Consider the following 24,964-nt stretch of genomic DNA (forward strand, 5'->3'; position numbering starts at 1 on the left):
GCACACATGCAAAAAATCATTAAAACCATCAGCACACTTACCGCCCTCTCTGCTGTAATATTTCTGCAAAGCTGTTCAGAACAGCCCAAAGAAGCTCCAAAGGAGGAAAAATTTGTAATTACAGACTCTTTACTGAAAAGGATGGAAATGGACACTGTACAAGATGCAAATAATCAGACAGACCTTAATTTTTCAGCAAAGATCACGGCCAACGAGGAGAATATGTCAAAGGTTTACCCAATGGTAAGCGGGCTCGTTAAAAACGTACCGGCAAAGCGCGGAGATCGGGTAACCAAAGGTCAATTACTGGCTACCATGACCAGTGCAGAAATGGCCGGCTTTGATAAAGAAGCCATCAGTTCTTCGGCTGAATTAAGAAATGCGCAGCGCAGTGTAAAACTTACTGAGGATATGTTTAAAAGCGGATTGGCCTCTGAACGAGATCTTGAACAGGCAAAAAATGACCTTCTGGTTAAGGAAGCAGAAGACAAAAGAAGCAGGTCTATTCTGTCCTTAAACGGAGGTAATAAGAATGGCACCTATGCTATAAAAGCACCAATATCTGGTTTCATAATCGATAAAAATGTAACCAGCAACATGCAGGTAAGGCCAGACAATAATGAGAACTTATTTACAATAGCTGATCTTTCTAATGTATGGGCATTGATCAATATATACGAATCGGACATCTCTAAAATTAAAGAGGGCGATGAGGTTAATCTTTCAATCTTATCCTATCCAGATAAACCATTTAAAGGCAAAATCAGTAAGATTTACAACATGCTCAACAATGATAGTAAAGTAATGAATGCCCGCGTGGTAATAGATAATCCGGGATATTTACTAAAGCCGGGAATGATGGCAACTGTACAAATTGCCACCCGGAATGGTGCAACCTTGCCAGTGGTAAGTACAGATTGCCTCATTTTTGACAACAATAAATATTACGTACTGGTACTTGATCCGGTAAAAAAAGTACGTATACAGGAAGTAGAAATAGGCAGAAAATTCGAAAACAAGGCCTATATCAGCAAGGGTCTCAATGCAGGCGATAGAGTTGTTGCTTCTAAACAGCTTTTCCTGTACGACAGTTTGAGACCTCAATAACCACTTAACTTATAGTAATGAATCAATTCATTAAGTCCATCATAAATTTTTCCCTTAAAAATAAATACTTTGTATTTTTTGCCACCTTTATTTTAGTACTGGCGGGGTATCTGAGTTTCAAGCATACCACCATTGAAGCTTTTCCAGATGTAACCAACACCAATATAACCATCATCACACAGTGGCCCGGCCGCAGTGCCGAAGAGGTTGAAAAGTTTGTTACCCGGCCACTAGAAATTGCCATGAACCCAACCGAGAAAAGAACAAGTATCCGTTCTTCGTCTTTATTTGGGTTGTCGGTAGTTAAAATCACATTTGAAGATGATGTAGATTATCAATTTGCAAGGGTGCAGGTCAACAACCACCTTGACGAAGCCGACCTGCCTTCGGGCGCAAAGCCAGAAGTACAACCCCCATATGGTCCTACCGGCGAGATTTTCCGCTATTCGCTTAAGAGCGATAAGAAATCCGTCAGGGAGCTAAAAACTTTGCAGGATTGGGTAGTGGAAAGGGAGCTGCTATCAGTACCAGGCATCGCCGATGTGGTAAGCTTTGGCGGAGAAGTAAAAACATACCAAATCACAGTTGATCCTCAAAAATCATTACAATACGGAGTAACTGCTACGGAACTTTTCGAAGCTGTTTCTAAAAGCAACATTAATGTTGGTGGTGATGTGATTGAACAAAGTGGGCAAGCTTATGTAGTTCGTGGAATTGGTGTACTAAATAATATTGATGAGATCAAGAACATCATTATTGACAACTTTAACGGTACACCTGTATATGTTAAAACCATTGCTGAGGTAACAGAATCGGCTCTTCCACGCTTAGGGCAGGTTGGCAGGGACCACGACCCCGATGTAGTTGAAGGCATTGTAGTGATGCGCAAAGGCGAAAACCCGAGCGAAGTGATCCACAATCTTAAAGAAAAGATTAAGGATGTAAATGAAAACATTTTGCCAGGAGATGTAAAGATCAGTCCTTTCTATGACCGAGAGAATCTTGTAAACTTTGCCACACATACGGTAATGCACAACATGCTCGAAGGGATCATTTTTGTTACCCTGATTGTGTTCCTGTTTATGGCTGATTGGAGAACCACACTAATCGTTTCACTTATTATACCTCTGGCACTCCTTTTTGCTTTTATTTGTTTAAAACTAAAAGGCATGTCGGCCAACCTGCTTTCTATGGGGGCCATAGATTTCGGGATCATTATAGACGGCGCGGTAGTAATGGTAGAAGGGATTTTTGTCGCCCTCGATTACAACTCTCATAAAAACGGCGCCGAGAAATTTAACCGGATGAGTAAACTGGGCATCATTAAAAGAGCTTGTCTGGAAAATGGCAAGGGCATTTTCTTTGCCAAACTAATTATCATTACCGGCTTAATGCCAATCTTTACTTTTGAAAAAGTAGAGGGTAAAATGTTCTCGCCATTGGCATGGACCCTAAGCTTTGCATTGTTAGGTGCCTTATTGCTAACCTTTACATTGGTACCAGCAATGGCAAGTGTATTGCTTAGAAAGAATGTTAAAGAAAAGCACAATATATTTTTAGAGTTCCTTACAAAAGTTGTGATGCGCGTTTATACGGCTTGCTTTAAAGCAAGAAAACTCGTGTTCGCCTCGGCCATGGTTATATTTGTAGTTGGCTTATTTAGTTTTAAGTTTCTGGGAACAGAGTTTTTACCTACACTGGATGAAGGATCAATATACGTAAGGGCCAGTGCTCCACTAAGTGTTTCACTTAATGAAACCAAAAAGCTTTCGAACGAGATGCGTAAGATATTTTTAAGCTTTGAGGAGGTGAAACAGGTAATATCACAAACCGGCAGGCCAAACGACGGCACTGATGCTACCGGATTTTACAATATGGAATTCCTGGTTGATATTTATCCCAAAGCAGAATGGAAACGCAAGCAAACCAAAGAGGAGCTGGTAGAGCGTATGCAGGAAAAACTTAAGGGTTATCCTGGTATTAGTTTAAACTTTTCTCAGCCTATTTCTGATAACGTAGAGGAAGCGGTATCGGGTGTAAAAGGATCTATTGTGGTTAAAATGTTTGGCAACGATTATTCATTTATCGAAAAGCATGAACAAGACATATATAACATTTTAAAAACAGTTAATGGAATTGAGGATTTAGGGATTCTTAGAAATCTTGGACAGCCTGAATTGCAGATCAACCTGGATCAAAATAAAATGGCTCTGTATGGAGTTAGAACAGAGGATGCAAACTCAATAATAGAGATGGCCATTGGTGGTAAGGCTGCTACTCAGATTTATGAGGGAGAGCGTAAATTTGATCTCCGAATCAGGTATCCTGAAGACTTTAGAAAAGATGAAGCTTCAATTGGTGCGCTACGTATCCCTACTATTTCCGGCGCCAAAGTTCCATTAAGTGAGATTTCTACTATCCGTAAAATTACCGGGCCAAGCATTATTTACCGCGATAAGCATGAACGTTATGGGGCCATTAAATTCTCAATAAGAGGTCGGGATATGGGTAGCGTAATTACCGAAGCACAGGCTAAAGTAAAGGCTCAAATTAAACTCCCTAAAGAATACAAACTGGAGTGGGCGGGTGATTTCGAAAATCAGCAAAGGGCTACCAGTCGCTTGTCTGAGGCTGTGCCGATCAGCTTATTACTCATATTTTTTATCCTGTTTGTATTGTTCGGAAACATCAAAGATTCATTACTGGTGTTAAACAATGTGCCGTTTGCAATGATCGGAGGCGTACTTGCACTGCTGGCCACCGGAGTTAACTTTAATATTTCGGCTGGTATTGGGTTTATTGCACTGTTTGGTATATGTGTGCAAAATGGGGTAATTCTGATTACACGATTTAAAAGTAACATGGTAGAATTAAAACATCGTCCGGAGTGGACTTTTGCGGATGCACTGAAAGATGGTGTTGCCAGCAGAATGCGTCCGGTAATTATGACTGCCTTGATGGCTGCAATTGGTTTGATGCCGGCTGCACTATCTACCGGAATAGGTTCAGAAGCATCAAAGCCTTTGGCTATTGTCGTTATAGGCGGATTGATCACCAATACATTATTTAACCTTTTTGTATACCCAATAGTTGTCTACTGGGCATACCAGAAAAAGGTTAAACATTTACATATATCATCTGTTCCGCAGAACTAATGCCTATAAGTCCGGTGCTTTATAAAGTTGTACGTTTGAAAGTACCGGGCAGGCATTTGCATCCAGAATATTTACTCTGATCTTAGTCGTTTTTATGGTAGGGAACACCAGGATTCTTTTGCGTCCTATGGTAGTCTGTGTATCTAAAGTTTTAAATTCAGATCCTTCCAGATATTCTACCGAGAATGATTTCACTCTTTGTCCTAGTTTAATAAATTCCTGAAGTACAATACGGTTAAGCTCGGTTTCTTTCCCTAGATCTATGGTAATCACTGCGTTTTTTACCTGATCATCTGTTGTCCAGTAAGTCTCGTTGTTTCCGTCGGTTAAGTTTTGACCAGTAAATTTTTTATCCTTTCCTCTGATGTTGCTTGCCGTTACTTTCTTACCTTTTGCAAGATCAGTTTTATAAGCAGCATCCAGGTATTTCTTGAATTCCATTAACCTGGTAGAATCTGTCGGATGGATTAAACCATCACGATTTACCGGAACATTTAACAACAGATTACTATTGCGGCCAACGGAAGTATTGTAGATAGATTCCAGCTGATCAAGCGTTTTAACCTGATTATCGGTATTGGCACTATAAAACCATCCCGGTCTGATAGAAACATCAACCTCTGCAGGAATCCAGTATTTACCATTCTCATCACCTGTGTTAAGCACTTTACTTTCGGGGGCCTCTGCTCCTACTCCAAATCCATTGGTATTTAAGGTCGACCAGTTGGTTTCGCCCGCAACACCTCTTTCATTTCCCATCCAACGAATATCAGGGCCGATATCACTAAATATTACTGCCTGAGGTTGGTTTTTGCGAACTACATTATAAAATTTAGGCCAGTCATATGCCTGCTTTTTATCGCCACCATTTGCACCGTCAAACCATTGCTCAAAAACACTTCCGTAATTGCTTAATACCTCATTAAGGGTGTTGGCAAATACGTCATTATACTTAGGGGTACCATATTCAGGATGATTACGATCCCAAGGAGATAGATAGACTCCGAATTTTAACCCATATTCCTTACAAGCTGCAGATAGTTCTTTTAGCACATCTCCCTTACCGTCTTTCCAGGCGCTTTCTCTAACAGTATGTGTGCTAAATTTACTTGGCCACAGGCAAAAACCATCGTGGTGTTTGGCAGTAATGATAATTGCCTTCATACCAGCATTTTTTGCAGTGCGGGCCCATTGTCGGGCATCAAGTTTCTTAGGATTAAACACCTTTGGATCTTCATCGCCATGCCCCCACTCTTTATCTGTAAACGTATTTGGCCCAAAATGGATAAACATATAATACTCCATTTGTTGCCAGGCGTACTGATTTTTGTTTGGAACGACACCATAAGGTTTAGGTGCTGCTACAGATGATTGTGCATAACTGTTTGCGGTAAACAATAATGAGCACATGGCTGCAGCTGAATAGGTCTTTATTAGTTTCATTGTGTATGGTTAGTTACGAACTTTAAAATTGCAATTTATGCATTGCTAAAAATTCTACGCTATTGTCATTAAAATAAATGATTTTGGCAAATCTTAAAACTTATCTATTAAACAAAGTGTTATTGGTTTATCATTGCCAATAAAAATAAGCCATCAAATGAAAACACATGAAACTAATTTAAAGCTCCGGTCGGGAAAATTCTCTATCGAGAAGCATCATTATGAGAACATAGGCCTTACAGAACGTATGGTTTCTGTATTGCTAAGTGGCATTTTAATGACCAGAGGAATTAGGAGACCACTTAGAGCGCAATTTCTATATGGCGCTTACTTGGCCTACCGAGGCTTTACCGGCAGATGTTTTGTATATGAAAAACTTGGAATAGATGGCAATAAACCAAGAGCGATAAACATCAGGGGCGAATTTGAAATTGACAGACCTGCCAGCGAGGTGTATGCCTATTGGCGCGATTTAAATAACCTTCCGGGAAGCATTAAACATTTACTAAACGTAGAGGTAATTGACGAAAACCTTTCTCACTGGAAAAGCAATGTAATGGGAAGCTTATTTTCGATAGATTGGGACGCAGAAATTATTAAGGATGAACCAAACCATTTAATTGGATGGAGATCTTCTCCAAGTTCTTTAATAAGTCATGTGGGGCGGGTTAAGTTTACAGAAACAGCTGATAAAACCGGGACAATATTGAAAGTGGTTCTATCCTATCATCCTCCAATTGGAGGCGTTGGCATTGGTTTAGCCAGGCTATTAAACCCTTATTTTGAGAGTCTGTTAAAAAAGGAGATCAGGAGCTTTAAACATACCATTGAAAACAAGATTCCGATATATGCTAACGGAACCTTGTAAAAGTATCTTTAGTTCCTAAGGAGTAACACTACCTGCGCCCAGATAAGCTACAATTCCAAGAAGGAAAGAGATAATGTAAAGGCCCAATATGGTAATGGTAATAATACCCCAAAATTTAAAGAACGATTTCATTTTGCTCATTGCCTCGCTTAACGCCGGCTGATCGCCATATAATACGGCTTGTTTTGCCGAATTGGCATATTTAAACATTAATAAGCTTGGGTAAAAGTAAAGTAAGGCCGACAATAGGAAAACGACTGTAAGGAAACCTCCTCCAAGTGCCGCCCAAGGGTTGTTGGCTGCACCCACCTTGCCATTCATTGCGCTTATCAATGCTTCTGCACTAAATGAAAACAAGATCATAATTCCGGTTGCTACAAATCCTATTATAGATAGGAATTTGGTCCACCTGGCAGTTTCATATATGTAACTACGTATGTCTTCTGTTACGGTTAACAAGACTTCCTCTCCCTCTTGAGGGTCATTGTGTGTTGTTTCCTCAGGATTTTCTTCTTCAAAATGTTCCATGTTGATCGTATTGTTTTTTTATAAGGCTTTTAGCTTGCCTAAACATAAAGAATATTTTTAAAAAATTGATACCTTTGCGCCAAATCAAGAAAAAAACATACATGGCATTACAATGTGGTATAGTTGGTTTACCAAATGTTGGAAAATCCACTTTATTTAACTGTTTATCTAACGCAAAAGCTCAGGCCGCTAACTTCCCTTTCTGTACTATTGAACCAAATATTGGTGTTATTACAGTTCCTGATGATAGATTGACTAAGCTTGCAGAACTCGTAAATCCTAACCGGATTGTACCAAATACAATTGAAATTGTAGATATCGCCGGTTTAGTAAAAGGGGCTTCAAAAGGTGAAGGTCTTGGTAATCAATTTCTGGGTAATATTAGAGCAACAAACGCTATTATCCACGTTTTACGTTGCTTTGATGACGGAAATGTGATTCACGTTGACGGATCAGTAGACCCTATTCGCGATAAAGAAATTATTGATACCGAATTACAGCTTAAAGATTTGGATACTGTTGAAAAACGCATCCAGAAGGTTGAAAAAATGGCTAAAACTGATAAAGAGGCCAAAAGAACTTTCGATATCCTAAGCATAATAAAACCTCATATAGAGAGTGGCAAGTCAGTTCGTTCTGCCGCAGTTTCTGCTGAAGATTTTGAATTTATTCAGGATCTAGGCTTACTTACCCAAAAGCCTGTAATGTATGTTTGTAATGTTGATGAGAACTCTGTTATAACCGGAAATGCTTATGTTGACCGCGTTAAAGAAGCAGTAAAAGATGAAAATGCTGAGGTATTGGTGATCTCCGCTAAAATTGAATCTGAAATTGCTGAGCTTGAAAGTTATGAAGAACGCCAGGAATTCCTTGCCGATCTTGGTTTAACTGAATCGGGTGTAAATAAACTGATCCGCGCAGCGTACAGGTTACTAGACCTATATACTTACTTTACGGCAGGTGTACAGGAAGTAAGGGCCTGGACAATCACAAAAGGTTTCACTGCGCCTCAGGCTGCTGGTGTAATTCATACAGATTTTGAAAAAGGATTTATTCGTGCTGAGGTAATTAAATATAACGACTTCGTAACACTAGGCTCTGAGAACGCATGTAAAGATGCCGGAAAACTAGGTGTTGAAGGAAAAACTTATGTTGTTGAAGACGGAGATATTATGCACTTCCGTTTTAACGTCTAAGATTATTATTCTCTAGTTAAAAAAGGCTTACTATTCAGAATAGTAAGCCTTTTTTATAAATGCACCATGCTTCCACAAAATCGGTCTTCTAAGAAAAAGACCTAGGCGCTGTTGACCATTTAGCGCAGCGGGTAACAGATGCCAGTCTTTGAATAGAACGGCCTATTTTGTCCTTTATAACAGCACTCCGGTAAGAAACAACACTGCTACCGAGAAATAGATGATCAAGCCCGTTACATCCACCAGGGTGGCTACAAACGGAGCAGATGACGTTGCAGGGTCGGCTCCTAATTTCTTGAGCAATAAGGGAAGCATTGATCCCGCAAGCGAGCCCCATAATACTACCCCTACCAAGGCCACTCCAACTGTTAAACCTATAAGCATCCAATGTGGGCCATACATATCGGTAAAGAAAGTCCAGGCAAAGATCCTTAAGAACCCTATAGTACCTAAAACAATTCCCAGCATCAAGCCAGAGATGATCTCTCGGCGCATTACCCTCCACCAATCACCAATAGTGATTTCGCCAAGAGCCATTGCCTGAATGATTAAAGTAGATGCCTGAGAACCACTATTTCCTCCACTCGAAATAATTAGCGGAACAAACATGGCCAATATGACCGCCTTGGCAATATCAGCTTCAAAATGTGCCATCGCAGTAGCGGTAAGCATTTCTCCAAGGAAAAGTACAACAAGCCAGCCTATCCTTCTTTTAAACAGGCCAAGTATAGGCATATCTAAATAAGGCTCATCTAAAGCCTGGGTACCCCCAATTTTATGTATGTCTTCGGTATACTCTTCGTTTGCAATCCATAAGATATCATCTACGGTAACTATCCCCAGCAATACATTATTCTCATCTACAACCGGTAATGCTACCCTGTTGTTCATTCTAAATATATTAATGGCTTCCTCCTGATGGTCACTTGCTTTTAAAGCAATCAACCGCTGATCTGTAAGATCACCGATTTTTGCTTCCGGATCTGCAAGTAGAATTTCCCTTATTCTGATGTCATCTAACAATACGCCGTCTTTATCGATCACATAAATTACATCAATGGTCTCAGAGTTTTTACCATAACGTCTGATGTGCGAAAGCACTCGTGTTACCGTCCAGTCCTTTTTAACTGCAACATAGTCTGGAGTCATCAACCTACCCACACTATCCTCTTCATAACCCAGAAGCGAAAGTGCTTCTACTCTGTCTTTGGCAGGCAAAAGAATAATCAACTTTTTAACAGCATCGCCCTTCAGTTCACTAAAAAGCGAAGTACGGTCATCGGGTGGAAGTAAATTGATTAATTCAGCTAACTTATTGCCAGGAAGCTTTTTAATGATCTTTTCCTGTGTAGGGAAATCAAGTATACGGAATACATTTACCGCCCTCTTAACAGATAAAGTTTCAATAAATTTTACTGCATGCTGGGGGAGTTCGTCTATCAGATGCTCTACATCTGATATATTCAGATCATCTAAATAAGCCTTTAATTGCGCATCGTCTTGAAGCTCTAAAAGCCTTACGATTTCTTCAACAACTACCTCTTCCATATGCACTAAATTCTTTACATGATTTTCACTATTTTACGGGTGCAAAAATGCCTTTTTATTTTTAAAAAAGGCACTTATAATCAGAAAATTATTACAATAAAAATGAGGACTGTCAAAGCTTATCCTTTTCGTTAATAAACCTGCAGTTTATTAGTTAGCATAGTTCCCAAAAATTTTTCTAAATTTAATACACCAAATATTGTCTCAATTCCTAACACTAACGAACAGATATGACTAAAAAGCCTCTATAGTTAACCCCAACACCTCCCTAATCCTATTATTAATCATCCTAATCCTAACCTTTATGAACCTACATTTTATTCACCTAAGCTTATTTAAGCTTACTTCTTACGTTGAGCTAATCCATCTTTACAAACCCAATAAAGAATAGCTGGCTAATCTTAAATTCTGTATTGATATTACCTTAAAGTAGTATATCCTGCAAAATCAGGCCCTGGTTTTTTGGCGTATTCACGTCGGGGAATTTATATGCGCATTGCTTTTGCCAGGCAGACTACGATCATCACTGTAATCAACTCTTATTCTAATAATCTAACTAAAATTTACGATGAATTACTATTTATTAAAAAGTACCGGCATTGTTTTAAAAAACAGGCCCGGAGTACGTATGCTGCAAAAAGCAGCAGCTTTACTTGTGCTACTAGTGATCAATTCAGCTGCTTTTGCGCAGTCGGTAGTTACAGGTACAGTATCAGATAAAGAAAACAACACCTTAATTGGTGTTACGGTTAGTGTTGAAGGCACAAATGTAAAGGCCCTTACCGACGGCAGTGGAAAATACTCCATTCAGGTCCCACAGACAGCAAAACGGCTAATTTTCAGTTATGTGGGCATGGAAAGTTTAACTGTCGAAATTGGGGGTAAAAATGTAATAAACCCTGTATTACAATCGGCAAATAATTTAAGTGAGGTTCAGGTAATAGGCTACGGGTCCGTGAAAAAGAAAGACCTTACCGGAGCAGTGGCCACTTTAGCTGAAAAAGATTTCAATAAAGGCCCGCTCATTGCACCTGACCAACTTATTCAGGGCAAGGTTGCCGGGGTACAAATGATCAATAACAGCGGACAACCCGGAGGCTCTACAACAGTAAGGATAAGAGGTAATACAGCCATGACCGGTTCCGGACAACCCTTATATGTGGTTGATGGGATTGCTCTCGATGGCCGCTCGGCCAGACCATCGGCAAGTCCAAGCAGCGTTGGAGGAGTTAAAAGCTCTCCAGGAGGAGGTATTGGAGCTGCACCAGGTGGAAACCCGTTAAACTTTATTAATCCGAATGACATCGCCTCTATGGAGATTCTTAAAGATGCTTCTGCTACTGCAATTTACGGATCAAGAGCTGCTTATGGTGTGGTTTTAATTACAACAAAGAGAGGTTCTAGCGGAGGCGTAAAGTTAGATGTTAATGCCTCAACTGGTGTTTCCAATATCATGCGCCAGATTGATGTTTTAGACGGCGATGCCTATCGCTCAGCATTGAACAAATACGGACTTACAAGTGGTGATTTTGGAAGCAATGTAGATGCTATGGATGCCATTACCCGTACTGCCTACAACCAGAATTATTCCGTTGGTTTAAGTGGAGGTGGCGATGGGAACACCTATCGTGCATCATTAGGCTACCAGGATCAGCAAGGTATTATCAGAAAAACAGGTTTAAAAAAATACACAGGGTCATTTAACGGAAATTTCAAGTTTCTGGAAAGCAAAAACCTTGGCCTTGATGTAAATCTGTTAAGTAGTCAATTCAATGAAACCATCGCACCTATAACAACAGATGCAGGTTTTACCGGTAGTTTGATCAGTCAGGCCCTTTCCTGGAATCCAACCCAACCATTAAGGAATGCCGACGGATCATTATTTATTGAGAACGGTAGAATTGTTAACCCTTTAGCCATGTCTGAAGCGTATAACGATAAATCAAAAGTATCAACCATACTGGGTAGTATTTCGCCATATTACAAAATTGCCCCATGGCTTGAATTCCGAATGCTGGCCAGTATAAACTACAGCACTGGGGTAAGAAGATCATCTACCCGTAGCTTTATTAATCTGGAAGGTGTACAGGAAAAACCAGATCAGAACTTTTTGGGTGGTTACGCAAGTTATTCGAGCACAGAATTAATAACGCAGCAATTTACCAATACCTTAACTTTTAATAAAGAGATTGCCTCGCGTTTAAACCTGAATGCGCTTGTTGGTTATGAATATACCAACTACATCAATAAGGGTTCAAACATGAATGCAACAGGTTTTGGAAACATTCCTGTAGATTATACAGATGCCCTACAGGCAACCGCACCGGCTAATCGTAAAATGAGTTCATACTACGACCCTAAAACACAGCTTCAATCTTACTTTGCAAGAGCCATCTTTAACTATGCCGATAAATATCTGTTAACGGCAACTTTCAGAGCAGATGGTTCTACCAAGTTCGGGGCCGATAATAAGTATGGTTATTTCCCATCTTTCTCTGCTGCCTGGAATATTAAAAATGAAGCATTCCTTTCAGAAACAGGGTGGTTGGACCAGCTTAAAATCAGAGCCGGCTACGGTAAAACAGGAAATCAGGAGTTCCCTTCCGGATCGGCACAACAACGCTATGCTTTTGGTTATGACCAGGGAGGTCAGACTTTAAGGGGGATAAACAATAAAAATGATAAATTAAAATGGCAGGCAGATGAGCAGACCAATATTGGAATCGACTTTGGTCTTTTTAAAAGCAGGTTAACAGGGTCGGTAGATTATTTTAGAAAAACCACGACTGATCTGTTGTTTCCACAAATACCATTCTATCCTTCTGCTGCAGGAGCTTCAGTTACCTGGGTAAATCTTCCCGGCAAAATCAAAAACAATGGTATTGAGTTAACATTAAATGGAAGTATCATTGATAAAGAAAACATCAGCTGGTCGTTAGGTGGTAATGCTACGTTTATAAAAAACAAAGTACAGGACGTTACAGGGATTATTAATACCGGTTCTTTAAACGGACAGGGATTAAGTGATGTAACATTAGAAGTGATCCAGAATGGCCTGCCACTTTTTGCTATGGTTACCCGCCGTTATGAGGGCTTAGATGAGAATGGATTTTCGAAATATGCCGACGATGGTTTTACTTATTATTATGTTGGTAATCCTAATCCAAGTGTAATGCTTGGTATCAGCACAGATTTCAGGTATAAAAAATTATCATTGGGTCTTAATTTCAATGGTTCTTTAGGGCAAGACGTGTATAACAACACCGCCAACTCTGTATTGCCAATTACCAATTTAGGTACAAGAAATGTTGCATCAGCATTGCTAAATTCCGGGATACTTGAGTCGTTGGCCAACCCCATTTCTGCATCATCTCGCTATATAGAAAAGGGCGATTACCTAAAACTGGCGAATGCTACAATAAGCTATAACATCGGAAATATAGGAAAGGCAATTAAAGGCCTAAACGTATATGTTAACGGACAAAATCTATTTGTGCTTACAAATTATTCAGGTTTTGATCCGGAGGTAAATGTTGACAAGAGCATCAATGGCGTTCCATCGGCAGGTATAGAATATGTGCCTTACCCATCCGCAAGGACGTTCAATTTCGGGGTAAATTTCTCTCTTTAATTTAAATATTCTCAGACATGAAAAATAGATATATAACAGCCTTAGTGATTACAGCCTTATCAATTGCGGGCTGTACAAAACTTGATGAAACACTTAATGGCGAGATCAATGATAGTGGTGTAAGTTCTGGTAATGTAGCTGCTGTACTAAATGCAAGTTATAATGCAATGAGGGCTCCTTTCCAGGGACCATACGGATGGTGGGCGCTGCAGGAGTTTCCTACCGATGAGGCCATTGTGCCAACCCGCGGTGGAGATTGGGACGACAATGGTGCATGGAGAGCGCTCCATTTGCACAAATGGGCACCAGATCATACCCGTATTCATAGTGTATTCAGAGACCTGGGTAGTGCAAGTTATGTTGCTACCAGTGTACTTCAATTCAATCCTAGTCCACAACAAGCAGCCGAAGCCAGATTCATTCGTGCATTTTCTGAATTTGCTATTCTGGATGGCTGGGGCCAGGTACCCTATAGAGAACCGGGCGAAGATGTTACCCAACCTTCAAGAGTAAGAAACGCTGCCGATGAGATCGATTACCTGATTACGGAGATAACGGCAATTATCCCTAATTTACCAGATGGTCCTACAACAAGTGCCAACAAAAATGCCGCACGTATGCTACTCATGAAATGTTATTTGAACAAAGGAGCTTTCTTAAATCGTGCAGCGCCAACATTTGATGCAGCAGATATGGCAAAAGTAATTAGCCTTGCCGATGAAATTATTAGCACCAACAAATATGTACTGGCTACAAATTACTTTGACAATTTTGCACCTTCAAACGATGCATCAAAGGAGAATGTTTTTACCGGACGTAATGTTGGAGGATCAGATGCAGGCGGTCTGAATGCCATGTGGGTTGCTCCTTTACACTACAACCAAAATCCAAGTGGCAATAATGGTTTTTGTACCTTATCCGACTTCTACAATAAGTTTGAAAGTGTAGATTCCAGAAGAGGCACAGCCTATCCGGGTGTAACAGACGTATCCGGAGTAAGAGTTGGCTTCCTTGTTGGGCAGCAAGTAAACCAGAATGGAGTTGCCATAAAAGACAGAAGAGGCAATAATTTGATATTCACACCCGAGGTTAACATCATTGAAAGGGATAAAGACAGATTAGAGGTTGCCGGTATACGTGTCATCAAGTATCCTATTGACTATACTAATTCAGCCACAGGAATACCTGAAAACGATTGGGTGTATTATCGCTACTCAGATGTTTTGCTAATGAAGGCCGAAGCGATGTTAAGAACACAACAGTCTGTGCCTGCTTTAGCATTAGTTAATCAGATAAGGGTAGTGAGAAAGGCAACCGTATGGACTGCCGTAACACTTGACCAGTTGTTAGATGAAAGAGGACGCGAGTTTTTCTGGGAAGGAGTAAGAAGACAAGACCTTATTCGATTTGGAAAATACCTTACCCCATGGCAGGAAAAACCAACTGACGACCCTAAGTATCTTGTTTTCCCAATCCCATCAAATCAATTGGCAAATCCAAATTACACACAGAATCCTGGCTACTAAGCCTTGTTAAAACTAGCCCTGGTATTAAAAGCCAGGGCTAATTTACAAAACCTACTGCGTATCAATCACTTTACACTCGATCATGATCATTTCATCCGTATACTGTTTAAGTTTGATAAGCAACCACTTAACACCTAATATTGATTATATGAACCCAAAGTTTTTAAAATCGACTTTATTGATGCTGACTTTTATTTGCTTCATTAGTTCTGCTATGGCCGGAATACATGGATCAGCAACTTCTTCTCCTCAGAAAACTGACTACAAGTTTAAAGGCAAGATCTCAAAAAAAGTATTGGAAAATTATTTAGATCGTTCTATAACCATGCAAAGGATGCTTACCGGAGAAGGCAATTTTGACGATAACTTAAGGATGATTAAAAACATAGGTGCTAAGTTCATCGGTCGCGCGGTTTGCCAATGGGGAGGCGAAGCTGATCTTTTAAAGAACTTTGAACAGGAAAAACAGTTGGCTTCCAGGGTACACCAGATAGATCCGGATATTATTTTACAAGCCTGTATCTTTGAAATCGTCACCCCTGAAATTGAAAAAGTTCCTGTACCGGAATGGGCTTTTAAAGCGCTTAACCTTACGGTAGAAAAACGAAACTTTCGCTATTTAGACCTACTTTATGCCGACGGAAGAATGAACAAGCATTGGGGAAATTCGGGTGTGCCCGACATCAGCAGATCTGAAACAAAACTACTCTTCTATTTTCTTGCCGCTTCATATATCGATGCAGGCATAGAGGGTATACACTTTGGCCAGGTTGAGTTAATGAATAAAAATGATAAAAACCTTGATCATTATGCCCAGGTATTAGATATTATTAGGGATTATGCAGCTAAACATGCTAGAAGAAAGATGCTGATATGCGACTCACATGTTCCAAGCGGTGGTTTTGTGCGCAAAGGAAAATTGCTTATGGACTTTCATTCTTTCCCTTTAAGGATACTGGAAACACCTAAAAAGCCTGAAGAAGCAATTCTTAAAGTTGGACATTCTGACGCCCTTTTTAACCGCAGCAAAGGAGGAATAACCCCAAGTGGATGGACATGTGAACATCTGCCTTACTTAGCAGAGCTAGATAACTTTGGTGCAAGTAAATCTCCAGGCAAACCTGTTGGCGATATTTATGTTTGGGGATACGATGAAATCAGCTGGTTCGCAAAGCAAAGCGATCAGTATCGCCGCGATTGGTTACACTATGCGTATAATTGGCTTGCAAAGGCTGATCCTAATGGATTTCTTGAAATGCCCGGAAGCAGGCAAACTACAAAACTTACCAATAAGAAATGGTATGATGCCAATAATCGGAGTGCTGCCGTCCCTAATGGACATGGCGATGAAGATACAATCAGAGATATTTGGGCCAAGGGCAGAACCACTGCAGACTTAACAAAAAAATAATCTGTTTATATATTTTCTGCAATACTATTTGTTTCTTTTTGCAGATCAAAATGATGTAGATGTACCCGAAAGATGATCATGCTCTCCTTATTGATCTAATTGCCGGTAGTGATAAAGCCTTTTCAAATGTTTATCACACCTACCATCGTCAAGTTTATACTTATTTATACCGACGAACTGAGTCTGTCACATTTGCCGAAGAGCTTGTTCAGCTAAGCTTCATTAAGCTTTGGAAAAATGCCTCTGCATTAAACCCAAATATAGCCTTAAATGCTCAGCTATTCAGAATTTGCAGAACAGTAATGATCGATGAGATCAGGCGGTTAGCCGTACGCAAAAATACCGAGATGAGTTACCTTGATGTTGTTGGCGAACCTTCAGCAAGTAATGATGCCTTAGTAAAACAACTTAATGACGATATCCACTCCGCAATTTCCGCACTGCCCCCGGCAAGGAAAAAGGTTTTCCAACTAAGCCGGATCGAAGGATACTCCCATAAGGAAATTGCCCAGATGATGTCCATCTCTACCGGTACCGTTGAAGATCATATTGGAAAAGCCCTAAAGCTCCTGAGAAGAAAATTAAGGGATAGTATTTTCTTTTTTTTCATCTAAGCCTGCATTGCGGCACACGATGTTATCTAAATATTAATAACATTAAATTAATGTAAACAGCAGGGGCAAAGCATTTTGTATGCGTATTAGTATATAAATGCGATCAAAATGGACAAGCAACTGCTTCAAAAATTCCTTCATCAACAATGTAGCCCATCGGAGGCTGAATATGTATACAATTGCCTTCAGAAAGATCCGGACTTATTAGAGCGATTGCTACCCGAAGAAGAATGGATAGAGGCCGGACATGTTAAAATAATCTGGTGGCAGCAATTCAATTGGACTGCTGTTGCTGCTGTACTTGCTTATGCAGTTTTAACAATCTTAATGCTAACATATGTTGTTCCAGCAGGGAACAAACAACAACTATCCTATCAGCAATCTGCACCTAAGAATAAGGAAATTACCGTACACAATTCGGGCCCAACAGTGCAAACAATTAATTTACAGGATGGCACTGTTGTTAAATTAAGTCCGAATAGCACCCTTCAATATCAACAACCCTTTCCTGCAACTCAGCGAAATCTGATGCTCCTGGGCGAGGCCACATTTGATGTAGCACACGATAGCACCCGCCCATTTACAGTTACAGGAGAAGGCATCAATACCACAGCCTTAGGAACCTCATTCCGTGTTAGAGCCTATAAAGGAACTAGCGTTGAGGTACGACTCTTTAAGGGAAAAATAAGGATAGAAAGAGCAATTGGAACATCAAAAGAGCCATTCAACCAGGTTATCCTCTATCCTGGCCAGCAGTTCCGTTACGCTGCCGGAAAAATAAAAATCAGTCAGTTTGAGCAAGGCTTAAAACAACAAATACGAATTAAAAAACCAAAACCAGCTGTAATTGAAAGTCCTGCTCCAATGGTTGGTGGCCTACTTGAGTTTGATAAGACACCATTAACACAAGTTTGCTCAGAACTTTCAGAACGCTATAACCGACCTATAAATTGCGATAAAGTTCAAAAGCCAATCCTTTTAACCGGGCAATTCAATGGAACGGATAAGTTGAAAGAAATACTGAATAAAATCGCATTGCTAAACAACCTGACAATAACCGAGCTTCCTGATAGCTCTTATCAAATCACAGAGGAAAAATAAGAAATCATCATTTAATAAAACCATAATAAATCACAATCTACTAAAACAACCAAAATCATGCAGCTAAAAATTACTCTTTTTTTAAAATGCTTTAGCAGGAGGCTCCTATTTCTTCTGCTAGGGCTCAGCATCACCTCTCTTGGCTTTGCCCAGGTAAATACGGGTGGTAAGGTAACGGGATCAGTTAACGACGAAAAAGGTCTCCCACTTGTTGGTGTTTCTATTATGGCTATTAACGAGTCTATTCAGTTGAAAAAAAACACATCTAGCGACAGCAAAGGTTTTTTCACCTTTACCGATCTACCTGCTGGCAAAGGATATTCATTTATTATCAGTTACGTTGGCTTTCGTACCCAGAACTTAAAGAATTATGAAATTAAAGCCGGTGAGCAAATTTCATTAATTGTGAGAATGCTCGAAGATCAGAGCGATCTGAATGAGGTTGTAGTAGTTGGTTATGGCACACAGAAAAAAGTGAACCTGACCGGTGCAGTAGCCACTGTAAATACTAAAACCCTTGAAGATCGTCCGATAGCCAACATAACGCAGGGCTTACAAGGAGCCGTTCCTAATTTAAACATCTCCTTTGGAGATGGCAGGCCTGGATCAGGCGGAAAGATTAATATACGCGGCTTTACCTCCATTAACAGTGGTGCTAATGGCGGCGGTCCGCTTGTATTAGTTGATGGTGTTCCCGGATCAATAAACAACCTGAATCCTAAAGATGTAGCAAGCATCTCTGTATTAAAAGATGCTTCGTCAGCGGCTATATATGGTGCCCGCGCCGCCTTTGGTGTGGTTCTGGTAACCACTAAAAATGGAAAAAAAGGTAGAACCACAATCAGTTACAGCAACAATTTTGGTTTTACAGCCCCAACAACAAGTACCGATTTTATGACCGATGCCTATGATGCTGCAAAAATGAACGATGAGGCTTTCATCCGTGCAGTTGGAAATTCATATACAGGCTATACGGATGAGGATTACGCTTACCTGTTACGACGCAAAACTGATAAAAGTCTGCCTAATTATATTATTGACAACAGAAAAGGTAAAGACCAATACGTTTATTATGGCGATACCGATTGGTGGCATACCATATTCCGCGACAGGCAGACGAGTATGGATCATTCCTTATCCGTATCTGGAGGAAGTGAAAACACCGACTTCTTATTTTCAGGACGTATGTATCAGAAAAACGGAATGATGCAAATAAATCAAGACAAGTATAAATCCTATAACTTGCGCGCTAAAATAAACACCAAAGTAAATAAGTGGTTAACCATTGGCAATAACCTACAGTTCAATGCCTCTAACTACGATTATCCCGGCTGGGGCGTAAATGCCAACTTTGTTTCAGTATCCGTGCATGCATTACCCTCCTATTTGCCAATGAATCCAGACGGCACAGCAACCTATCGTACAGAACTGAACAACTATACTATTGGGGACGGTCTTTTTGCAGATCTTTTACACGGAAAATCTAAAGGAAATGAAAAAGAATATGAATTTATTAACTTATTTAACGTAAACGCTCATTTGGCCGAAGGATTGGAACTAAAAGGTAACTACACCTATTCCTTTATGCCATCAGACAACTGGATACGCAGGGCACAGGCACCATGGTCAATATATCCCGGAGTAATCAGTCAGTTTGGATTTGATCAGTATTCTGAAACCAGTTACACAAGACAATCACATGTGGTGAATATCTTCGGAGATTATACCAAGACTTTAGGCAAACACACCTTCAAAGCATTACTAGGTTATAATCAGGAATTGAACACTTACAAAAGAGTGTTTGCGCAAAGAAACGACCTGATATCACAGGACCTAAATGATCTCGATCTCGGATCAGGTGATGTTCTTGCTAATGGAAATGCTAATGAATATGCACTATTAGGAGGTTTCTTTCGGGTAAATTATGATTACGAAGGCCGGTATCTTTTAGAAATAAATGGACGTTATGACGGCACCTCTAAATTCCCTCCCGGAAGTCGTTTTGGATTTTTCCCGTCTATTTCAGCAGGATGGCGTATCAGTCAGGAGAAATTCTTCCCCCTAAAAGGCATTGTTGACGAGCTGAAATTCAGAGGATCCTATGGTTCGCTCGGCAATCAGCAAGAAGCAGCAGAATATGGCTATATCCCGTTATTATCCCGTGGAACTATAGCCTATATAACTGATGGAAAAAAGACTGAATATTTATCCTCTCCAACTCCTATTTCTCCCAACCTGACCTGGGAAAGAGCAACTTCTGCAAACTTTGGAGCAGATGCCGGATTTCTGGATAATCGTTTAACCGCGACATTTGACTACTATGTTCGCAATACATTCGACATGTTAACGGAAGGCAGAACCGTATCGTCGGTTTTCGGTGCTGCTTCACCAAAACAAAATGCAGCAGATTTGCAAAGCAAGGGATGGGAACTTGCCCTAAACTGGACACAGAACGGCTCATTGGCCGGAAAACCGTTTAACTGGAATGTTGGCTTTGGTATATCGGATTACACTGCCGAAATCACAAGATTTGATAACCCAAACAACCTGCTGAGCACCTACTATGTAGGACAACAAATAGGCGAGATCTGGGGTTATCGTGTAGGTGGTCTCTTCCAAACAGATGCAGAAGCCCAGGCTTATAAAATAAATCAAGACTATGTAAACCAGCAGCGCTTAAGAGCACCCGGAAACTGGGCTAAACTAGCCGCTGGTGATGTAAAATTTCTCGATGTCAATGGAGATGGAGTTGTAAATAACGGAAAAAATACATTAACAGATCATGGAGATTTGGAAGTGATAGGGAATTCTCTGCCCCGTTATTCTTACGGCATCAACGCAGGGGTTAACTGGGGAAATTTTGACCTTTCGGTTATGTTCCAGGGGATAGGAAAACAACAGTGGTACCCTGGAAACAATGCCGATAAATTCTGGGGCCCCTTCTCCCGACCTTATTACTCTTTCGTAGATAAAGACTTCCTTAGTGACGTATGGACTCCAGAAAACCCAAATGCTTATTTCCCAAAGCTGAGAGGTTACGAAGCATTAAATGACAGGGGAGAGTTAAATGTAAAAAACGACAGGTATTTACAGGATCTGGCATACATCAGATTAAAAAATCTAACAATAGGATTTAGCCTTCCTGAAACCGTATTAAAAAAGATCAAGCTGTCAAAAGTAAGGGTGTACTTAAGTGGAGAAAACCTGTTTACTTTCACCAAACTGCGATCCGATTATATTGACCCTGAACAAGCAGCCGGAGATTATAACAATACTACTGCAGATCCAAACGCAAGAGTATATCCTTTCAGTAAACTTTACTCTTTCGGTTTAGATATATCCTTTTAATTATTAACTATACTTAAGATGAAAAATATAAAAATATCAACAATTGCCCTTTGTATTCTTTTTACGGCATGTAAAAAGGACTTCCTTGACAGGCAACCTTTGGCTCAGATTTCACCTGATGCTTTTTTTAGAACAGAAAGCGACTTAAAACTTTATACCAATTCCTTTTATACTGTTATTCCCTCTGCCGAAGGCATCTATAACGAGGGCGTAGATAACGTTGTAAAGTCCGATCTTGGAGAGCTGATTACAGGAAACCGTACAGTGCCTATTTCCGGAGGCGGTTGGACGTGGACTGAACTGAGAAAGATCAACTATTTTCTGGAAAATTACGACAACATTATGCCATCAGAAGCTGGTAAAAAATATGCAGCAGTAGCAAGATTTTTCAGGGCATATTTTTATTTCGACAAAGTTTCGAGATTTGGTGATGTCCCATGGTATTCAAAAACAATTGCATTTGAGGACGAAGAAGCCTTATCAAAAGCGCGCACACCAAGAGCTCAGGTAATGGATTCAGTGCTTGCCGATCTGGATTTTGCTATTGCCAATGCTGATGAGGGTAAGAATGTAGAACGGGTAACCAAATGGACTGCGCTTGCACTAAAATCTAGAATATGTCTTTTTGAAGGTACATTCAGAAAATATCATGCTGAATTTACACTACCCGATGCAGATCGTTTTCTGCGAGAATCGGTTTCAGCTTCAGATCAATTAATGTCGACAGGCCCATATAGTATATACAAATCAACTCCCGAAAAGTCTTACCTCGATCTTTTTGCATCAAAAGCTGCAATAGATCAGGAAGTTATTCTAACCAGACGCTTTAGTACCGGATTACAGGTTTGGCATAACTTGAATTATTACACCATTACGGCATCATATGGCAGACCGGGATTAAACAAAAGTCTGGTGAACACCTATCTAATGAAAGACGGCAGCAGATTTACCGACAAACCTGAATTTAATAAGATTCAATTCTTTGAAGAAGTACAAAACCGTGATCCACGCTTAGCACAAACCATCCGTACGCCTGGTTACACACGTATAGGAAATACCAAAGTGTTAGTGCCCGAGTTTAATGCTTCAACTACCGGTTACCAGGTTATAAAATACGTGACCAGCGAAGCAAATGACTCATTCAATAAATCTGATAATGATATGCCTATTTTTAGAATGGCAGAGGTATTACTAAATTTCGCTGAAGCAAAAGCTGAACTGGGAGAAGCAACCCAACCAGATATTGATCGATCAATTAAGCTATTACGCGATAGAGTTGCAATGCCAAATTTAAATATTGTTGCTGCAAATGCTAACCCCGATGCTTATCTTGCTTCACAGTATCAAAACGTAAATGGAGGAAACAAAGGTTTGATTTTGGAAGTTAGACGTGAGCGCAGAATTGAACTGGTGATGGAAAGTCTGCGTTGGAATGATTTGATGAGATGGAAAGAGGGTCACCTAAATGCAGAACCATATAAAGGCATGTATTTTCCGGGGCTTGGTAAATATGACCTGGATAAAAATGGGACAACGGATGTGGAAATCTATACTGGCGACAAACCCACAGGACCAGGAGTACAGTTCTTGAAACTAGGAAGTGAGATCATCCTTGAAAACAACACTAGTGGGGGTAACGTATTGGTTAATCCGGGAACGCCCAAAACTTTCCGTGAAGACAGAGACTATCTATTTCCAATTCCAATACAAGAGCTTCAGTTGAATGAGAACCTGGTACAAAACCCTAATTGGGAAGGCAGAAATTAATTTAATTTAACACGTATATGAAAACATATCTTAAACATCTGACAGTAATTTTGGTCTTAAGTAGCTTCAGTTTGCTTGCTATGGCAAATATTGTAAATAAAGGAGCAGACTCTTTAAAAATAATGACCTATAATATTCATCATGCAAATCCTCCGGCTCAGGAAGGCGTAATTGATCTTCAGGCAATAGCCGATGTCATCAAAAGCCAGTCGCCAGACCTTGTAGCTTTGCAGGAACTGGATGTATTAACTCCGCGAAGCGGCAATGTTGATCAGGTAAAAAAGCTGGCAGAATTAACAGGTATGTATAGTTTCTTTTCAAAAGGAATAGATTATGATGGAGGAGAATATGGCGTTGCGATACTCTCTAAATTTAAAATCAACAAATCTGAGCGCTTCCCGCTTCCGTTTAAAGAAGGGCTAAAAGCAGAGCAACGCTCACTGGCAATAGTAAATGTTACACTGCCAGATGGGACTAAACTGGTTTTTGCTTGTACCCACCTTGATCTGAAAGACGAGCATCGCTTATTGCAGGTTGCCGAGATCAGCAAGATATTGGGAAGTAGGAAAACAGATGTTATTCTCGCCGGAGACCTTAACCTTACCGCTACTACTCCTGCCATGGCTATATTGGAGAAACATTTTACCCGCAGCTGCGAACAGCATTGTGCGCCTACCATCCCAGATGTAAATCCAAATAAAGAGATTGACTTTATCCTCTTAAAAAAGGGAAGCAAACTTAAGGTTACCTCTCATCAGGTTATAAATGATATTCATGCCTCAGATCACCTTCCTTTGGTGGTTACTTACTCCAAATAGGAACCTTATTTAAGCGCGCATCTGCCCATGCAGATACGCGCTTAAATATCTCCTACTTAAATCCTCATAACGTATATTTGTTTTAACTTAAATTTAGATTATGGATTTAAAACTTCAGGGTAAAGTCGCTTTTATTAGTGGTTCTACAGCAGGAATAGGATTTGCCATTGCACACAGCTTATTAAAGGAAGGCGTAAAAGTGATTATCAACGGTCGCGCGGAGAAAGGTGTTAATGCTGCCGTAGAAAAATTGAAAAGCCTTGTAAAGGGCGCAGATGTTTCAGGGCTGGCTGCCGATTTCGGAAATGCGGAAGAAGTAAATACATTAGTCAAAAACCTTACTGATATTGATATACTCATTAACAATGCAGGTATTTTTGAACCAAAACCCTTTGAAGAAATACCGGACGAGGATTGGTTCAGGTTTTTTGAAGTAAACGTTATGAGTGGCATCAGGCTGTCCCGTCACCTATTTCCAAAAATGTTAAAGAAAAACTGGGGTCGGATCATATTTATTTCAAGCGAATCCGCAGTTTTTATTCCGGATGAAATGATCCACTACGGAATGACCAAAACAGCACAGTTAGCTATTAGCAGAGGCTTGGCGGAGCTTAGTAAGAACACTGGAGTAACGGTAAACAGCATTCTTCCCGGCCCAACTAAATCTCAGGGTGTAGGTGCTTTTATTGAAGATTTAGCAAAAGCAGGAAACATTTCAGTTGCCGAAGTAGAAGTCGATTTTTTTAAGAACATGCGCCCAACCTCTTTACTGCAAAGATTTCTTTCAGTCGATGAAATTGCCAATACAGTTACCTACTATGCAAGTCCATTAGCATCTGGTACAAATGGAGCTGCAATTCGAGTGGAAGGTGGATTGGTAAGATCGATCCTGTAAAGAAAAAG

General features: G+C 40.2%; 16 protein-coding genes. 13 read left to right on the forward strand and 3 right to left on the reverse strand.

The features are described from left to right. Window positions 1–6 precede the first annotated feature (6 nt). Together AC6CH7_RS07820 and AC6CH7_RS07825 are read left to right on the forward strand one after the other, a co-directional pair. Window positions 7–1,107 (forward strand): efflux RND transporter periplasmic adaptor subunit, encoded by a 1,101-nt coding sequence (locus tag AC6CH7_RS07820; protein WP_498262142.1) that lies wholly within the window; start codon window positions 7–9, stop codon window positions 1,105–1,107. A gap of 17 nt (window positions 1,108–1,124) precedes the next feature. After that, window positions 1,125–4,262 (forward strand): efflux RND transporter permease subunit, encoded by a 3,138-nt coding sequence (locus AC6CH7_RS07825; protein WP_498262143.1) that lies wholly within the window; start codon window positions 1,125–1,127, stop codon window positions 4,260–4,262. A 3-nt stretch (window positions 4,263–4,265) separates the two neighbouring features. On the opposite strand, the gene AC6CH7_RS07830 is transcribed toward AC6CH7_RS07825, so the two are convergent. Beyond that, window positions 4,266–5,705, reverse strand: coding sequence for an alpha-L-fucosidase (locus AC6CH7_RS07830; protein WP_498262144.1), 1,440 nt, complete (start codon window positions 5,703–5,705; stop codon window positions 4,266–4,268). Between the two features lie 157 nt (window positions 5,706–5,862). Between AC6CH7_RS07830 and AC6CH7_RS07835 the strand changes: the two genes are divergently transcribed. Next, the gene (locus AC6CH7_RS07835; RefSeq protein ID WP_498262145.1) at window positions 5,863–6,573 is read left to right on the forward strand and encodes an SRPBCC family protein; all 711 of its coding nucleotides are present in this window, start codon (window positions 5,863–5,865) and stop codon (window positions 6,571–6,573) included. Between the two features lie 15 nt (window positions 6,574–6,588). Here AC6CH7_RS07835 and AC6CH7_RS07840 read toward each other — a convergent pair whose 3' ends face one another. Then, on the reverse strand, window positions 6,589–7,101 hold the full coding sequence (locus AC6CH7_RS07840; RefSeq protein ID WP_294873366.1) for a DUF5362 family protein: 513 nt from the start codon (window positions 7,099–7,101) through the stop codon (window positions 6,589–6,591). 101 nt (window positions 7,102–7,202) lie between these two features. Between AC6CH7_RS07840 and ychF the strand changes: the two genes are divergently transcribed. Beyond that, window positions 7,203–8,297, forward strand: coding sequence for a redox-regulated ATPase YchF (gene ychF, locus AC6CH7_RS07845; protein WP_498262146.1), 1,095 nt, complete (start codon window positions 7,203–7,205; stop codon window positions 8,295–8,297). Between the two features lie 174 nt (window positions 8,298–8,471). Here ychF and mgtE read toward each other — a convergent pair whose 3' ends face one another. Beyond that, window positions 8,472–9,845 carry a magnesium transporter gene (gene mgtE / locus AC6CH7_RS07850; RefSeq protein WP_498262147.1) on the reverse strand — a complete coding sequence of 458 codons (1,374 nt, stop codon included), beginning with the start codon at window positions 9,843–9,845 and terminating at the stop codon, window positions 8,472–8,474. A 568-nt stretch (window positions 9,846–10,413) separates the two neighbouring features. Here mgtE and AC6CH7_RS07855 point away from each other — a divergent pair. The 9 genes from AC6CH7_RS07855 to AC6CH7_RS07895 all read left to right on the forward strand — a co-directional run bounded on the left by AC6CH7_RS07855 (window position 10,414) and on the right by AC6CH7_RS07895 (window position 24,956). Further along, the gene (locus tag AC6CH7_RS07855) at window positions 10,414–13,476 is read left to right on the forward strand and encodes a SusC/RagA family TonB-linked outer membrane protein (protein ID WP_498262148.1); all 3,063 of its coding nucleotides are present in this window, start codon (window positions 10,414–10,416) and stop codon (window positions 13,474–13,476) included. Between the two features lie 17 nt (window positions 13,477–13,493). Next, entirely contained in the window at window positions 13,494–15,002 is a 1,509-nt protein-coding gene (locus AC6CH7_RS07860; RefSeq protein WP_498262149.1) for a RagB/SusD family nutrient uptake outer membrane protein, read from the forward strand. Window positions 15,003–15,150: 148 nt separating this feature from the next. Further along, window positions 15,151–16,413 (forward strand): hypothetical protein, encoded by a 1,263-nt coding sequence (locus AC6CH7_RS07865; protein WP_498262150.1) that lies wholly within the window; start codon window positions 15,151–15,153, stop codon window positions 16,411–16,413. A gap of 59 nt (window positions 16,414–16,472) precedes the next feature. Then, window positions 16,473–17,027, forward strand: a complete 555-nt coding sequence (locus tag AC6CH7_RS07870; RefSeq protein WP_498262151.1) for an RNA polymerase sigma factor — start codon at window positions 16,473–16,475, stop codon at window positions 17,025–17,027. Between the two features lie 108 nt (window positions 17,028–17,135). Next, the gene (locus AC6CH7_RS07875; RefSeq protein WP_498262152.1) at window positions 17,136–18,128 is read left to right on the forward strand and encodes a FecR family protein; all 993 of its coding nucleotides are present in this window, start codon (window positions 17,136–17,138) and stop codon (window positions 18,126–18,128) included. A gap of 57 nt (window positions 18,129–18,185) precedes the next feature. Next, a complete protein-coding gene (locus tag AC6CH7_RS07880; RefSeq protein WP_498262153.1) occupies window positions 18,186–21,476 on the forward strand; it encodes a SusC/RagA family TonB-linked outer membrane protein in 3,291 nt (1,096 codons plus the stop codon). An 18-nt stretch (window positions 21,477–21,494) separates the two neighbouring features. Beyond that, window positions 21,495–23,243 carry a RagB/SusD family nutrient uptake outer membrane protein gene (locus AC6CH7_RS07885; protein ID WP_498262154.1) on the forward strand — a complete coding sequence of 583 codons (1,749 nt, stop codon included), beginning with the start codon at window positions 21,495–21,497 and terminating at the stop codon, window positions 23,241–23,243. A 17-nt stretch (window positions 23,244–23,260) separates the two neighbouring features. Further along, the gene (locus AC6CH7_RS07890) at window positions 23,261–24,061 is read left to right on the forward strand and encodes an endonuclease/exonuclease/phosphatase family protein (protein ID WP_498262155.1); all 801 of its coding nucleotides are present in this window, start codon (window positions 23,261–23,263) and stop codon (window positions 24,059–24,061) included. A 100-nt stretch (window positions 24,062–24,161) separates the two neighbouring features. Further along, complete coding sequence (locus tag AC6CH7_RS07895; RefSeq protein ID WP_498262156.1) at window positions 24,162–24,956, forward strand: SDR family NAD(P)-dependent oxidoreductase; 795 nt, start codon at window positions 24,162–24,164, stop codon at window positions 24,954–24,956. Window positions 24,957–24,964: the final 8 nt, after the last annotated feature.

This window comes from Pedobacter sp. GQ55, assembly GCF_059758925.1.

Coding starts and splice junctions, on each gene's coding strand:
- mgtE (WP_498262147.1), bottom strand. CDS start 9,845: ATGGAAGAGGTAGTTGTTGAAGAAATCGTAAGGCTTTTAGAGCTTCAA.
- AC6CH7_RS07825 (WP_498262143.1), top strand. CDS start 1,125: ATGAATCAATTCATTAAGTCCATCATAAATTTTTCCCTTAAAAATAAA.
- AC6CH7_RS07880 (WP_498262153.1), top strand. CDS start 18,186: ATGCAGCTAAAAATTACTCTTTTTTTAAAATGCTTTAGCAGGAGGCTC.
- AC6CH7_RS07840 (WP_294873366.1), bottom strand. CDS start 7,101: ATGGAACATTTTGAAGAAGAAAATCCTGAGGAAACAACACACAATGAC.
- AC6CH7_RS07865 (WP_498262150.1), top strand. CDS start 15,151: ATGAACCCAAAGTTTTTAAAATCGACTTTATTGATGCTGACTTTTATT.
- AC6CH7_RS07885 (WP_498262154.1), top strand. CDS start 21,495: ATGAAAAATATAAAAATATCAACAATTGCCCTTTGTATTCTTTTTACG.
- ychF (WP_498262146.1), top strand. CDS start 7,203: ATGGCATTACAATGTGGTATAGTTGGTTTACCAAATGTTGGAAAATCC.
- AC6CH7_RS07875 (WP_498262152.1), top strand. CDS start 17,136: ATGGACAAGCAACTGCTTCAAAAATTCCTTCATCAACAATGTAGCCCA.
- AC6CH7_RS07870 (WP_498262151.1), top strand. CDS start 16,473: ATGTACCCGAAAGATGATCATGCTCTCCTTATTGATCTAATTGCCGGT.
- AC6CH7_RS07860 (WP_498262149.1), top strand. CDS start 13,494: ATGAAAAATAGATATATAACAGCCTTAGTGATTACAGCCTTATCAATT.
- AC6CH7_RS07895 (WP_498262156.1), top strand. CDS start 24,162: ATGGATTTAAAACTTCAGGGTAAAGTCGCTTTTATTAGTGGTTCTACA.
- AC6CH7_RS07890 (WP_498262155.1), top strand. CDS start 23,261: ATGAAAACATATCTTAAACATCTGACAGTAATTTTGGTCTTAAGTAGC.
- AC6CH7_RS07835 (WP_498262145.1), top strand. CDS start 5,863: ATGAAAACACATGAAACTAATTTAAAGCTCCGGTCGGGAAAATTCTCT.
- AC6CH7_RS07855 (WP_498262148.1), top strand. CDS start 10,414: ATGAATTACTATTTATTAAAAAGTACCGGCATTGTTTTAAAAAACAGG.
- AC6CH7_RS07820 (WP_498262142.1), top strand. CDS start 7: ATGCAAAAAATCATTAAAACCATCAGCACACTTACCGCCCTCTCTGCT.
- AC6CH7_RS07830 (WP_498262144.1), bottom strand. CDS start 5,705: ATGAAACTAATAAAGACCTATTCAGCTGCAGCCATGTGCTCATTATTG.